The 13,519-nt window shown below is 70.0% G+C and carries 14 protein-coding genes; 5 read left to right on the forward strand and 9 right to left on the reverse strand.

Annotated elements, in window-relative coordinates; genetic code table 11:
- The first annotated feature begins 13 nt into the window (after positions 1 to 13).
- Both HD557_RS04960 and HD557_RS04965 read left to right on the forward strand, forming a co-directional pair.
- On the forward strand, positions 14 to 685 hold the full coding sequence (locus tag HD557_RS04960; protein WP_196873096.1) for an arsenate reductase/protein-tyrosine-phosphatase family protein: 672 nt from the start codon (positions 14 to 16) through the stop codon (positions 683 to 685).
- Positions 686 to 728: 43 nt separating this feature from the next.
- Positions 729 to 1,178, forward strand: a complete 450-nt coding sequence (locus tag HD557_RS04965) for an arsenate reductase ArsC (RefSeq protein ID WP_196873098.1) — start codon at positions 729 to 731, stop codon at positions 1,176 to 1,178.
- Here the strand turns inward: HD557_RS04965 and HD557_RS04970 are convergent.
- Positions 1,165 to 2,490, reverse strand: coding sequence for an NAD(P)-binding domain-containing protein (locus tag HD557_RS04970; RefSeq protein ID WP_196873100.1), 1,326 nt, complete (start codon positions 2,488 to 2,490; stop codon positions 1,165 to 1,167). The genes HD557_RS04965 and HD557_RS04970 overlap by 14 nt on opposite strands.
- A gap of 89 nt (positions 2,491 to 2,579) precedes the next feature.
- On the opposite strand from HD557_RS04970, the gene HD557_RS04975 reads away from it, so the two are divergent.
- A complete protein-coding gene (locus HD557_RS04975; protein WP_196873102.1) occupies positions 2,580 to 2,933 on the forward strand; it encodes an ArsR/SmtB family transcription factor in 354 nt (117 codons plus the stop codon).
- Positions 2,934 to 2,943: 10 nt separating this feature from the next.
- Here the strand turns inward: HD557_RS04975 and HD557_RS04980 are convergent, their stop codons facing one another.
- Together HD557_RS04980 and HD557_RS04985 are read right to left on the reverse strand one after the other, a co-directional pair.
- Positions 2,944 to 3,702: an SDR family NAD(P)-dependent oxidoreductase gene (locus HD557_RS04980; RefSeq protein WP_196873104.1), complete on the reverse strand. Its 759-nt coding sequence runs from the start codon at positions 3,700 to 3,702 to the stop codon at positions 2,944 to 2,946.
- 125 nt (positions 3,703 to 3,827) lie between these two features.
- On the reverse strand, positions 3,828 to 4,286 hold the full coding sequence (locus HD557_RS04985) for a MarR family winged helix-turn-helix transcriptional regulator (protein ID WP_196873105.1): 459 nt from the start codon (positions 4,284 to 4,286) through the stop codon (positions 3,828 to 3,830).
- Positions 4,287 to 4,343: 57 nt separating this feature from the next.
- Between HD557_RS04985 and HD557_RS04990 the strand changes: the two genes are divergently transcribed.
- Positions 4,344 to 4,679 (forward strand): hypothetical protein, encoded by a 336-nt coding sequence (locus HD557_RS04990; protein ID WP_008361978.1) that lies wholly within the window; start codon positions 4,344 to 4,346, stop codon positions 4,677 to 4,679.
- Between the two features lie 51 nt (positions 4,680 to 4,730).
- Here HD557_RS04990 and HD557_RS04995 read toward each other — a convergent pair whose 3' ends face one another.
- A complete protein-coding gene (locus HD557_RS04995) occupies positions 4,731 to 6,314 on the reverse strand; it encodes a 4-hydroxyphenylacetate 3-hydroxylase family protein (protein WP_196873106.1) in 1,584 nt (527 codons plus the stop codon).
- A gap of 32 nt (positions 6,315 to 6,346) precedes the next feature.
- Positions 6,347 to 6,922 carry a flavin reductase family protein gene (locus HD557_RS05000; protein ID WP_196873107.1) on the reverse strand — a complete coding sequence of 192 codons (576 nt, stop codon included), beginning with the start codon at positions 6,920 to 6,922 and terminating at the stop codon, positions 6,347 to 6,349.
- 191 nt (positions 6,923 to 7,113) lie between these two features.
- On the opposite strand from HD557_RS05000, the gene HD557_RS05005 reads away from it, so the two are divergent.
- On the forward strand, positions 7,114 to 8,058 hold the full coding sequence (locus HD557_RS05005; RefSeq protein WP_196873108.1) for an AraC family transcriptional regulator: 945 nt from the start codon (positions 7,114 to 7,116) through the stop codon (positions 8,056 to 8,058).
- Positions 8,059 to 8,068: 10 nt separating this feature from the next.
- Here HD557_RS05005 and HD557_RS05010 read toward each other — a convergent pair whose 3' ends face one another.
- The 4 genes from HD557_RS05010 to HD557_RS05025 all read right to left on the reverse strand — a co-directional run bounded on the left by HD557_RS05010 (position 8,069) and on the right by HD557_RS05025 (position 13,515).
- Positions 8,069 to 9,067 carry an IS481 family transposase gene (locus HD557_RS05010; RefSeq protein ID WP_196876299.1) on the reverse strand — a complete coding sequence of 333 codons (999 nt, stop codon included), beginning with the start codon at positions 9,065 to 9,067 and terminating at the stop codon, positions 8,069 to 8,071.
- 116 nt (positions 9,068 to 9,183) lie between these two features.
- Positions 9,184 to 10,080, reverse strand: coding sequence for a LysR family transcriptional regulator (locus HD557_RS05015; RefSeq protein WP_196873109.1), 897 nt, complete (start codon positions 10,078 to 10,080; stop codon positions 9,184 to 9,186).
- Between the two features lie 180 nt (positions 10,081 to 10,260).
- Positions 10,261 to 11,079, reverse strand: a complete 819-nt coding sequence (locus tag HD557_RS05020) for a YceI family protein (RefSeq protein WP_196873110.1) — start codon at positions 11,077 to 11,079, stop codon at positions 10,261 to 10,263.
- Between the two features lie 6 nt (positions 11,080 to 11,085).
- Positions 11,086 to 13,515 carry an MFS transporter gene (locus tag HD557_RS05025; RefSeq protein ID WP_196873111.1) on the reverse strand — a complete coding sequence of 810 codons (2,430 nt, stop codon included), beginning with the start codon at positions 13,513 to 13,515 and terminating at the stop codon, positions 11,086 to 11,088.
- Positions 13,516 to 13,519 lie beyond the last annotated feature (4 nt).

The following is a 13,519-nucleotide window of genomic DNA, read 5'->3' on the forward strand; positions in this document are numbered from 1 at the left end:
CAACATTGAGTCAATGGAGGTTGAAAGACAGGCCGAACTGGAGCGCCGGGCCAAGATACATGCCGCGCTCGGCGATCCCGTGCGGCTGCGCATCGTCGACAGCCTCCAGACGAGTGATGCCTCCCCCACAGAGCTCGCCGGGATGTTGTCTGTCCCGTCGAACTTGTTTGCTCATCATGTGCAGACGTTGATGAGCGCAGGCGTTGTTTCCCGTCATCGTTCCGAGGGCGACGGGAGGCGTACGTATCTGCACCTCGAGCAGGACACGCTCGAGAGCCTGGGCACCGCGTCCCCCGTGGCGGTGCCCAGGCGTGTCCTGTTCGTGTGCACGGGTAACTCGGCGCGGTCTCATCTGGCGGCGGCGTTGTGGCGGCAGGTGAGCTCGATCCCGGCTGCTTCGGCGGGTACTCATCCTGCTGATCGGATCAATCCGGGCACGGTGGATACCGCTGCCCGCCATCATCTGGACCTGCCGATCGTCGATCCCGCCAGCCTCGATGACGTGATCGACCCGGAGGATCTCGTGGTCACGGTCTGCGATCGGGCTCATGAGACACCGAAGGTCCCCGGTGAGCTGCACTGGTCGATCCCGGACCCGGTGGACAAGGGCCCCGAGGCCTTCGACGCCGCCTACCTCGAGCTCGAGCGCCGGGTCAGGGCCCTCGCGTCCCGCTTCGACTCCTGACCCCTGCTCTCCCTCACACCCCCACCACCCAGGAGAAGCTCCGTTGAACGCTGATCGATCGACGACCGACCCCAAGCCGGCCGTCCTCTTCCTCTGTATCGAGAACGCCGGCCGCTCCCAGATGGCGCTCGGCTTCTTCCAGCACTACGCCGGTGACCAGGCGATCGGCTGGTCCGGTGGCTCGGCCCCGGCCGCGGCGATCAACCCGGTCGCCGTGGAGCTCATGGCCGAGCTCGGGATCGACATCTCCGGCGAGTTCCCCAAGCCGTGGACCGACGAGGTCGTACGCAGCGCCGACGCCGTCATCACCATGGGCTGCGGCGACGCCTGCCCGTACTACCCGGGTAAGCGCTACGAGGACTGGAAGGTCGCCGACCCGAAGGGCGGCGACATCGACCACGTACGCGGCATCCGGGACGAGATCGAGCAGCGGGTGCTCGGCCTCCTCGATGAGCTCGGCGTGACCCCGGCCCGCTCCGTCACGAGAGAGTGATCGGCGCCCGGCTGATCGTGAACAGCTCCTCGCTCGGCGCCGCCGGACCGCAGCAGCCGCCACCGTTCTTCGTGCTGTCCGGGTCGTCGAAGACCCCCGCGCCGCCGCAGACGCCGGTGTCGGGGAGCTCGAGCTCGACCCGGGCGGCTGCGTCGTGGTCGCCGGCGAGCTCGGCCACCACGCTGCGTACCTGCTCGTAGCCGGTCATCGCCAGGAACGTCGGGGCCCGGCCGTAGGACTTCATCCCAACCAGGTAGAGGTCGGGCTCGGGCTGGGCGAGGTCCTTGGCACCGGTCGCGCTGACCGAGCCGCAGGAGTGGACGTTGGGGTCGATCTGGACCGCGATGTTGCGCGGCGCCTCCAGCGTCGGGTCGAGGTCGAGCCGCATCTCGCTCAGGAAGCCCAGGTCAGGGCGGTAGCCGGTCAGCACCACCACGTGGTCGGCCTCAAGGACGCGGCCGTCCTCGGCGATCACCGTGGCGCCGTCGACCTGCTCCGTACGGAACCCGGTGACCAGCTCGACGGTGCCGTCCTGGACCGCCTTCTTCGCGCGTACGCCGAGGGCGCCCCGCTCCGGGAGCTCGTCGGCCTCGCCGCCCCCGAAGGTGTTGGTCGAGACCGCGCGGCGGATCGCCCAGGTGACCCGCGTCCCCGGGTGGTCCTTGGCGATCGCGGTGAGCTCGTTGACCGCGTTGAACGCCGAGTCACCTGCGCCGATCACCACGGTGTGCTTGCCGGCGTAGGCCGCGGCGTCGGCCCGGTCGGGCACCGCGTAGGTGAGCGTGCCGGCCGCGTGGGCGGCGCGCTCGCCGAGCGCGGGGAGCCCGTCGGCGCCGGCCGGGTTGGGCCGGCGCCAGGTGCCGGAGGCGTCGATGACCGCGCGCGCCTCGATGCGCTCCTCGCTGCCGTCGGCGCTGGTCACGTGGAGGACGAACGGCTGCTCGGCGCGGCCCGCGTCGACCAGGCGGTCACGCCCCTTGCGGGAGACGCCGGTCACCGTGGCGCCGTAGCGGATGTGGTCACCGAGGGCGTCGGCGAGCGGGACGAGGTAGTCCTCGCGCCACTGTGCGCCGGTGGGGTAGCCCTTCTCGGGAGCGACGTAGCCGGTCGGCTCGAGGAGCCGGGCGGCGGCCTTGTCGATGAGCTCGGGCCAGGCCGAGAAGAGGCGTACGTGGCCCCACTCGGCGACGGCAGCGGCCGGCTCGCGGCCCTGCTCGAGCACGAGCGGGGTGAGGCCGCGCTCGAGGAGATGGGCGGCGGCCGCGAGGCCCTGGGGTCCGGCGCCGATGACGGCAACAGGCAGGTCGGTCATGATGCTCCTCGGATTCAAGAACGTCGATATGTCGGCGACCCTAGGTCACGTATCGACGTTCGTCAATATCATTGGGTAGACTCCTCGCCATGACCGTTCTCCCCGTGCTTCCCTCCGCTGCTGCCGCGTGCTGCTCACCGGTGACCGCGGGCGTCCTCGACGACGAGCAGGCCGAGGCGCTGGCGCGGACGTTCAAGGCGCTCGGTGACCCCAACCGGGTCAAGCTGCTCTCGATCATCGCGGCCTCCGAGGGCCAGGAGGCGTGCGTCTGCGACCTCACCGAGCCGGTCGGGCTGTCCCAGCCGACGGTCTCCCACCACATGAAGCTGCTGGTTGAGGCCGGCCTGGTCGCCCGCGAGCAGCGCGGCCGGTGGGCCTACTTCTCCATCGTCCCCGGCGCCCTCGACTCGCTCGCGGGTGCGCTGGCCTCGCGCACGAGCTGACCGTGGGGTGTCAGACGGTGGTGTAGCCGCCGTCGATCTTCCAGTACGCACCGGTGACGAACGAGGCGTCCTCGGAGAGCAGGAAGCGTACGACCGTGGCGATCTCCTCAGGGCGGCCGAGGCGGCCCAACGGGTGCTTGGCGACCAGGGCCTCGTAGGCGCCCTCGACGGCGGAGACGGCCTGGACGGCTGGGGTGTCGATGTAGCCGGGGCCGACCGCGTTGATCCGCAGTCCGGCCGGGCCGTACTCGGCGGCAGCGTTCTTGGTGAGGCCGATGACGCCGTGCTTCGCGGCGGTGTAGGCCGGATTGCCGAGGGCGGCGACCTCGCCGTGGATCGAGGCCATGTTCACGATCGCGGACTCGCCGGCGCCGGTCTTGAGCAGCTCGGGGATCTGGTAGCGCAGGCCGTACGCCACGCCGGAGAGGTCGATGCCGATGACGCGGTCCCAGTCGCTGGGGACCAGCTCGCCCACCGGGGCCGGGGGCTCGCCGATGCCGGCGTTGTTGACCGCGTAGTTGAGCTTCCCGTAGGTCTCGACGGCGAAGGCGACCGAGCGCTCCGCGTCCTCGACCTTCGAGGTGTCCGACCGCAGCGGGGTCGCCTCGCCGCCCTGTGACTTGATCTCCTCGGCGACCCGGGTCGCGGCCTCTAGGTTGATGTCTGCGACCACGACCTTCGTACCCAGTCCGGCGAGCTCCTTGGAGATCGCCTCTCCGAGCCCGCTGCCGCCACCGGTCACCAGGGCGACCTTGTTGTCGAACGTCATGTGTTCCTCCTCGCGTCTGTCCGGGCCGGGGTCCGGGCGTTATTTGATCCAACATTCAAGTAACGCTGGCGAGGGATGGTGCCCTTCCATTTGCATAGGTGATCTATGCCTCGATGAGGCGTGGCTCACCGGGTGGCCGCGGCGATGACCTCCAGCAGCCGGCGGTGGAGTTCCATGAGCTCATCGACGCTCATGTCGAGGCGCTCGACGATCGTGGGCGGGATCTTCTCGGCGTCATCGCGCAGGGCCCGTCCTCGATCGGTCAGCACGACGGCGAGCGAGCGCTCGTCGTGCTTGTTGCGCTCGCGCCGGATGTAGTCCTGGGCCTCGAGGCGCTTGAGCAGCGGGGAGAGGGTGCCGGGGTCGAGCTGGACCTTCCGGCTCAGCTCCGAGACGCGCAGCGGCTCCTCTTCCCAGAGCGCGAGCATGACCAGATACTGCGGGTGGGTCAGTCCCATGGGCTCGAGCAGCGGTCGGTAGAGCGCGATGACGCTGCGGGCGGCGACGGCCAGGCCGAAGCAGACCTGCTGATCGAGGGCGAGCGGGTTCTCGATCTCCGAGAGTGGATCCTTCTTCGTCGGCATGTGAGTTAGCGTACCAATAATTGGTGCACAAACAATTTGTCTGGTAAGTATGGTGTCGTGAACGAGCAGCAGCGACGACCGCGCCACCTGATGGACCCGGACAACCCGATCCGGCCCGTCAACGACAAGTCGCTGACCCATGTGAAGCAGTGGGTCGCGTCCGTCCTCGTCGTCTTCACCGTCGCTCACCTGGTGGTCGGGCTGGTCATCGGGGCGGTGGCGATCGACCCGGTCTACCAGAGCTCCCGCATCGGGCTGTGCGTCATCGCCGCGGGCTTCGGGGTGCTCGGTCTGGCCGGAGGGTTCCTCATCCACCGGCGCAACCCGCTCACCCCGTGGCTCATCCTCGGGCTCCTGCCCTCCGCGGTCGGGCTCTGGCTCGTGCTGCGCTGAGGACGGCGCCCGGGGGAGGGGCGCCGTCCTGTCAGCAGTGAGGACGACCGGTCAGAACAGGTCCGGCACGGTCCAGCCGTCGAGGTCGTACTCGGCCAGGAACTCGTCCGCGAAGCCCTTCATGGCGTCCGCCCCGCCGCGGTTCTGGGCGGCGAAGAGGAGCTCGGCCTTCACGTTCTCGTGGTTGCCGGAGTAGTTGCGCTCGTAGAGCTCGTGACGGCCGCCGAACTCGGAGCCGATCGAGTCCCACAGCGCCTTCATGACCTTCACTCGGTCGACGGCGGTGATGCCGTTGGAGCCCCGGACGTACTTGTCCAGGTACGGCCGCACCTCGGGGCTCTTGAAGTCGGCGGCGCCGGAGGGCAGGTAGATCAGCCCGGAGGCGACGTCCTGCTCGATGATCTCCTTGACCCGCGGATAGCCGTGGATCATGAACATCCGGTACGTCAGGCCGTACTCCAGCTTCGGGATCACCGCGTCGCCGACCCACGGCTCGGGGTCCCGGGCCATCGACTCGGTCAGCGACCAGAACAGGTTGCGCCAGCCGATGACCTCGCCCACCCGCGTCTGTACGCCGCGGAAGCCGCCCGAGCCGGTGGCGTCGAGCGCCTTCATCAGCAGGCCGGCGATGAAGTCGAGCTTGACGGCCAGGCGGGTGCAGCCCTGGAAGGTGAACCGCGGCAGGAACCCCGACTGCGGGAAGAACGCGTTGATCCGGTCGACGTCGCCGTACATGAAGACGTTCTCCCAGGGCACGAGCACCTTGTCGAAGATGAAGATGGTGTCGTTCTCGTCCATCCGGCTCGACAGCGGGTAGTCGAAAGGCTCGCCGTTCCGGGCCGCCTGCTCGGTGTAGGAGGAGCGGCAGATCAGCTTGATGCCCGGGGCGTCCATCGGGACGGTGCAGATCAGCGCGAACTGCTTCTTGCGGATCGGCAGGCCGTAGTGGGCGATGAAGTTGTAGTTGGTGATCGCGCTCCCGGTCGCCACCACCTTCGCGCCGGAGACGATCAGGCCGGCGTCGGTCTCCTTCTCGACCTTCATGTAGACGTCGCCGACCTCGTCCGGCGGCAGCTGGCGGTCGACCGGCGGGTTGATGATCGCGTGGTTCCAGTAGAGGACCTTCTCCTGGGACTCGCGATACCAGCGCTCGGCGTTGTCCTGGAACGGGGCGTACAGCTCCTTGTTGGCGTGCAGCGTGCCGAGGAAGCTGGCCTTGTAGTCGGGGGAGCGGCCCATCCAGCCGTACGTCATCTTCGCCCAGCGCGCGATCGCGTCGCGCTCCTTGAGCAGGTCAGCCGAGGAGGTCGGGGTCTTGAAGAACGGCATCGTGACGCCGCCGTTGCCGGTGTCGGTCGGCACGGTGACCTCGTCGACGTGTGGGCCGGTGTGCAGGGCGTCGTAGAGGCGCGCGGTCATCCGCACCGGGTTGCGGAAGGCCGGGTGCGTGGTGACGTCCTCGACCCGCTCGCCGTGCAGGTAGATCTCGCGGCCGTCGCGCAGGCTCTCGATGTACTCGTCGCCGGTCATCGGCCGCGAGGCGAAGTTGGTCTGCTTGTTGGCGGGCGACTCGGCGGCCGGGTTGACGGTCGGCGGGCCGTCCGTCTGGGACTCGGGGGCGAGGGTGTCGGTCATGGTTCTCTCCTTGGTCTGGCTGTTGGTGGGCGTCAGTAGCGGGTGGATCGCGGGATCGCGGGAGTCTCGATGGCGGTGAACGACGTGGTGGCGTCGAACCAGCCGGTGCTCGGGTCGTCCTGGCAGCCGAGCCAGACGACCTCCGAGGACGGGTTGCCGATGTGGTGGAAGGCGCTGTCGTGGAAGAGCAGCGGCTTGCGGTCGGTGGTGATCACCTCGACGACCTCCCCGAGGAACAGCAGGTGGTCCCCGCCGTCGTCGGTACGCCACGGCCGGCACACCAGCGTCGCGGCGGTCCCGCCGAGCCGTGGCGCCGTCGCGCCCTCGCGCCAGGGGAGCGGGTCGCCGCACGGGCGTCCGGCGAAGTGCATGGCGACATCGCTCTGGTCGGCCGCGAGCACGTTGACCGCGAAGGCGGCGCCCTCGAGATAGGCGGCCGCCTTGGACGTACGCGTCAGGGCGACCTGCACCAGCGGCGGGTCGAGCGAGATCGGTGTGAAGGCCGTGACCGTGGCGCCGTGGTGGGCGCCGTCGGGGGTACGGCAGGTGATCACGGTGACGCCGGTCGCGAAGCGGCCGAAGGTCGACCGCAGGGTGCGTGGGTCCATGGAGCTCCTCCTTCGTCGGGCCGCAGGATGTGTGGCGGCGGTCACGTCGGGGAATGACGCTAGATCCGGATCGCGAGGGCGGCGATCCGCTGGGCGAAGGGGTTGTCCGGATTGCGCACCGGGTTTCCGGAGGCTCTCGGCGGGACGCCGATGCGCTGTTAATGTGAAGGACGTCACTAAGGGGGTGACAGATGAGCGTGACCGGCACTCTCACCGCATCGTCCGGGTCGTCCGGCGACATGGAGACCTTCTCCGACGAGGTCTCCCGGGCCTACTTCCCACATGCCCTGACCATGCGCGGTCGCCCGGCTCGTCCGGCGGAGCTGCGTGCGGTCGACCTCGGCCCGGTCCGGCTGACCCGGATCGGCTGGGGCGCCGAGGTGTCGGTCGAGTCCGACCACCCGGGCGCCTGGGCGGTCAACGTCCCGCGCAGCGGTGTCCTCGAGGCCAACGTCGGCGGCGCTCACGTGCTCTCGCTCGACGGTCAGGCGACCGTCTGTCCACCCGACCGTCCGACCAAGATGACCCGGTGGTCGGCCGACTGCTCCATCGTCGGGATGCGGGTCGACCGCGACTACCTGGTCGACGAGGTCGCTGCCCTGGTCGGCCTGCACACCGACCGGCTGCCCGCCCAGCTCGACCTGCGTGCCGACGGCGCCCGCGCCTGGATCGGCCTGCTCGGCTCGCTCGGCACCGAGGCCATGCGCAACCCGGCTCTGGTCGGCGACGAGCGGGTGCGTCGCCGGCTGGCGGGGACGCTGACCGCGGCCTTCGTCGCCGCCTGCTTCCCCGAGGAGCCCGCCGTCGGCTCCGTCCAGCCCCGCATCGTCTCCCGCGTCGTGGAGGCCATGGAGGCCGACCCGGCCCGGGAGTGGACCGTCTCGGACCTGGCCCGCGAGGCCGACGTCGGCATCCGCCGGCTCCAGCAGGGCTTCCAGCGCTACCTCGGCCGCACCCCGACCCAGCGACTGCAGGAGATCCGCCTCGAACGCGTCCACGCGGATCTCATCGCCAGCCGCGGGGACACCGTCGCCGAGGTCGCCCACCGCTGGGGCTTCACCCATCTCGGCCGCTTCGCCGCCGCCTACCGTCAGGCCTACGGCGTCGCCCCGTCGCAGACGCTGCGCTGCCGCTGAGCCGCCTCGGCTAGTTGTGATGTCCAGGGAGGTTGGTCAGCTGGGTGATCGGTGGTTGGCCTCCAATGGCGGAGTGGGCGCGGTGATGATTGTAGAAGTGGAGCCAGCCGGGTAGCGCGGTGTTGCGTTGCTCGGTTGACTCGTACAGGCGGGCGTAGGCCCAGCCGTCGGCCAGGGTGCGGTGGAAGCGTTCGATCTTTCCGTTGGTCTGGGGTCGGTAAGGCCGGGTGCGTTTGTGCTTGATGCCGAGTTCGGTGCAGGCGTTGCGCCAGGCGTAGGACCGGTAGGCCGAGCCGTTGTCGGACAGGACTCGTTCCACGTTGACGCCATGGTCGGCGAACCAGGCCACGGCTCGTTGCAACACTGCGATGGCGGTGGCGGCCTTCTCATCGGTGCAGATTTCGGCGTAGGCCATCCGGGAGTGGTCATCGATGACGGTGTGCACGAAAGCGGTCCCGATCCGGGGACGGTAGTCGTGACCGCGCTCTCCAGTGCGGCGGGCCGTGGATTGGGCGTTGGCCTTGCTCTGCTGGCGTCCGATGAAGCGGTGGCCGCCACCATCAGGAATGTTGCCGAACTTGGTGACGTCGACGTGGATCAGCGAGCCTGGGTGCGGGTGTTCGTAACGGCGGATCGGCTCACCGGTGACGCGGTCGATGTGGGAGAGCCGGCTGATCCGACACCGCACCAGAACCGCGTGCACCGTCGAGGCCTGCATCCCGAGCCGGCCGGCGATCTGGACCGGGCCAAGCCGGTGGCGCCATCGCAGCCGCACGATTCGCCGGACGACCACAGGCGCTGTCTTGGTCGGACTCGAGTGTGGCCGTGAGCTGCGGTCGGTCATCCCCGCAGGCCCCTCGGACCGGTAGCGGTCTGCCCACTTCTTCGCGGTTCGTGGAGCGACCATGAACATCTTGGACGCCGCAGCATAGGTCCACCCGTCATCGACAACGAGCCGAGCGAGTCGTAAACGGGCGCGTGGGGTCAGAGCAGCGTTAGCGTGGGACACGAAGGCCTCCTGGTTCGTGAAGCGGTTCCTAGACAGCTCCACTTCACAACCGGAGGCCTTCGCCTGTCAGACAGGCTCACCGATGCCGGGCGATACAACCTCCCTGGACATCACAGCTAGTCGGCGCTGAGACTCGCCAGGATCGTCAGCGCGCGGGCGAGCAGCGGGCTCTCGTCGCCCGCCCGGGTGGCGGCGACGAGCTCGACGCCGGGGGTGCCGGTGAGGGGTACGTAGACGACGCCGGGGACGGCGAGGGCGGCGGTGGGCTCGGGGACGATCGCCACGCCGAGGCCGGCGGCCACGAACGTGACCAGGGTGGAGGTCTCGGCGACCTCGTGGGCGATGTGGGTGCTGATCCCGGCCTCGTCGAAGAGGTGCTGGATCATCGCGTTCATCGCCGAGCGGCCGCCGCCGGCGTGGATGACGAGGGCTTCGCCGTCGAGGTCGGCGATGCGTATGCGACGACGGGCGGCGAAGCGGTGGTCCTTCGGCAGCGCCACCAGCAGGCTCTCCTGCCGCACGTGGGTGATCGAGAGGCCGGGGCCGGGGGAGGGATTCGTGGGCAGGGGACGGAGCAGGCCGAGGTCGAGGGTGCCGTCGGTGAGCGCCGCGGCCTGGTCCGGCGAGAGCATCTCGCCCCGGAACCCGAACTCGACCTCCGGCAGCTCCGCGCGCAGGGTGCGAGCGAGGGCCGGGAGCAGCGAGTACGTCGCCGATCCGACGCACCCGATCAGCAGCCGTCCGCGCCGCCCGGAGGCGATGCTGGCGGCCTCGTGCGCGGCGGCGTCGACGGCGCCGAGGATCTCCCGCGCCCGTTCCAGGTACGCAGCCCCGGCCGGCGTCAGGTCGACCCGTCGCGTCGTCCTGGTGAGCAGGGTCAGCCCCAGCTCGGCCTCGAGCTGGCGGATCTGCTGCGACAGCGGCGGCTGCGCCATGTGGAGCCGTTCGGCCGCCCGGCCGAAGTGGCGCTCCTCGGCGACCGCGACGAAGTAGCGAAGATGGCGCAGCTCCATGCACTCATACTCGCAGAGTCTCAGTCGGCCGTCAGTGATCAGCCTGCCGAGGCGTCGCCCCCGTCGGCCGAGGCGTCACGTACGTCGGCCGAGCCGGCACAGCGATGCCAGCTCGGCCGACGCGGTTGACGCCTGGGCCGACCTGGCCGACGCCTCGGCCGACCTGGCTGACGCCTCGGCTCAGCCCGGCAGCGAGTCACCCTGGACGGCCTGGATGTCCAGCTCCACCTTGAGGGTCGTACCGATGGCGGCGATGCCGGCGGCGACGGCCTGGTTGTAGTTCATCGCGAAGTCCTCGCGCCGCAGCTGAGCGGTGGCGCGGAAGGCGGCGCGGGTGCCGCCCCAGGCGTCGGGGCCGGTGCCGAGGTAGGCGACGTCGAGGTCGACGGGACGGGTCTGCCCGTGCATCGAGAGATCCCCGTGGACGGTCCAGCGGTCCGCGCCGGCCGGGGTGAGGCCGGTGGAGCGGTAGACGATCTCGGGAAACGCCTCGACGTCCAGGAAGTCGCCGCTGCGGAGGTGGTCGTCCCGCATCCGGTTACCGGTGTCGATCGAGGCGGCCCGGATGACCGTCTCCACACGTGACTTCTCCAGATGGTCCGGGGCGATCTCGACGACCCCGGCGAAGTCGGTGAACCGGCCGCGCACGCTGGAGATGCCGAGGTGCTGGGCGACCGCGCCGACGGTGGAGTGGGCGGGATCGATGGTCCACGGCCCAGGGGCCGGCAGCGAGGTGTCGCCCTGGCGGGTCAGCGTGACGGTCCCGAGGGAAGCGAGACCGGAGCCGGTCACCAGTGCGGTCGCCGCCGTGGGGGACCAGCCGATCGCGGTGACGATCGCGACGTACGGCCCGGGGGCGAGGACGGTGTCGTCGGTGACGACACCGTCCTCGTCGGCCTCGGCGCGCAGCACCTGACCGCCGGCCGTGTCGGTGAGGGTGACGACCGCGTGCGCCACGGGCCAGCCGTCGCGGGTGCGGATCTGTGCGGTCAGTGCCATCGCCGATCAGTCCTCGGGGTGGGAGAGGACGATCTCGTGGCCGTCGACACCGTGGCCGGTGAGGCTCACGGCGCCGGCCGCAGGCGGATAGCTGGTCGCCAGGACGGTGTAGTCGCCGCTGTCGAGATCGGCGAAGGCGTACGCCCCGTCCGCACCCGTCGTCGCGGTGCCGGCCACGTTGCCGGCCGCGTCGATCAGCGTGACCCGGGCGTCGGCGAGGGGACCGAAGGCCGACCTCACGACACCGGTCAGCCGGGCGCCGGTGGCCATCTCGACCTCGATCCGGGTCAACCCGGTGGCGCCGATCTCGATCGGCACCGCGCGCGGACGGAAGCCCTCCGCGTTGACCGCCACCGTGGCCGGTCCCGGGACCAGCTCGTCGATGAAGAAGGTGCCGTCCGCGACGGTGGTGCCGGTGGAGAGCAGGTCGCCGCGTACGTCGGTCACGATCACCATCGCGTCCCTGATCGGCGCGCCGTCCTCGCCGCCGCGCACGATGCCCTTGAGGCCGGTGGTGCCGCTGAGCAGGAGGTCGTACGCCACCGGCTCACCGCCCACGACCACCGTGGAGGCCTGCGGCTGGAAGCCGTCGGCCGACGCGATCAGGACGTACGTCCCCGAGCCGGGCGCGTCCACCGAGTAGGAGCCGTCGGCGTGGGCGACCGAGCGGCCGAGCTGGCGCCCGGACAGCGAGATCAGCGTGACCGCGGCGTGCGGGACCGGGACGTCGCCGGAGCCGCGGACGGACCCGTGCAGCGGGATCCCGTGAGAGACCGGGGCGGCGTGCTGCTCGGGCACCCCGGCGACGCCCTCGGCGACCGCGGCCGGCCCGTCGACCGAGGCAGCCTCCTCGGCGGCCTGGGCGAGCCCGCCCTTGGTCTTCAGCGGCACCTCCTTGATGAACACCACGAACAGCAGCGCGATCACGGCTGCACCGGCGGCGACCAGGAAGATGTCGGCGATGCCGTGGCCGTAGGCGCTCTCCAGCACCGAGCGCAGCGGCTCCGGGACCTTGTCCATGTCCGGGATCTCGCCCGAGGTGCCCTGGGCGAGCGTTGCATAGCGCGGACCGAGGTCCGCGAGACCGTCCGAGACGTAGTCGGTGACCCGGTGGGCCATCAGCGCACCGAGCGCGGAGACGCCCATCGCGCCGCCGAGGCTGCGGAAGAAGGTCACCATGGAGCTGGCCGCGCCGAGGTCGGCGGGGGTGACCTGGTTCTGCGTGGAGAGGACCAGGTTCTGCATCGTCATGCCGACGCCGAGGCCGAGGACGGCCATGAAGACGGCGACGTGCCAGTACTCGGTGTCGTAGCGGATCGTGCCGAGCAGACCCAGCCCGCCGACGATGAGGACGGCGCCGACGACCAGCCAGGCCTTCCATCTCCCGGTGCGGGTGATGACCTGGCCGGAGATCGTCGAGGAGAGGAACAGTCCGGCGATCATCGGGATCGTCATCACGCCGGCCATCGTCGGCGACTCGCCGCGAGCCAGCTGGAAGTACTGGCTGAAGAAGATCGTGCCGGCGAACATCGCCACGCCGACGAAGAGCGAGGCGAGCGAGGAGAGCGTGATCGTGCGGTTGGCGAAGAGCCGCAGCGGGATGATCGGCTCCTTGGCCCGAGACTCGACGAGCACGAAGATCAGCAGGAGCAGCACGGAGCCGCCGACCATGGCCGCGGTCTCCCAGGAGGCCCAGTCGTACTTGTCGCCGGCGAAGGTGACCCAGATGAGCAGCAGGGAGACGCCGGCAGCCATGAAGAACGCGCCGGCCCAGTCGACCTTGACGCCCTCGCGCCTGATGACGGGCAGGTGCAGGGTCTTCTGCAGGACGACGAACGCGATCACCGCGAACGGGATGCCGACGTAGAAGCACCAGCGCCAGCCGAGCGAGTCGGCGTCGGTGATGACGCCGCCGATCAGCGGGCCGCCGACGGTGGCGACCGCGAAGACGGCGCCGAGGTAGCCCGAGTAGCGGCCACGCTCACGCGGCGAGATCATCGCCGCCATGATGACCTGGGCCAGGGCGGTCAGCCCGCCCATGCCGATGCCCTGGACGGCCCGCGCGGCGATCAGCTCGCCCGGGTTCTGGGCCAGGCCGGCGACGGCCGAGGCGGCCACGAACAGGACCAGCGCGATCTGCATGAGCAGCTTCTTGCTGAACAGGTCGGCCATCTTGCCCCACAGCGGGGTGGTGGCCGTCATGGTCAGCAGGGAGGCCGTGACCACCCAGGTGTAGGCCGACTGCCCGCCGCCGATGTCGGCGATGATCTCGGGCAGGGCGTTGGAGACGATCGTGGAGGAGATCATCGCCACGAACATGCCGAGCAGCAGACCCGAGAGCGCCTCCATGATCTCGCGGTGAGACATGTGGAAGCCGTCCTCGGACGGGCTTCCAGGTGGACCGGCGTGAGTCCGCTCGGCTGTTGTCGTTGCCATGGAC

The organism is Nocardioides luteus (assembly GCF_015752315.1).
GTDB lineage: Bacteria > Actinomycetota > Actinomycetes > Propionibacteriales > Nocardioidaceae > Nocardioides.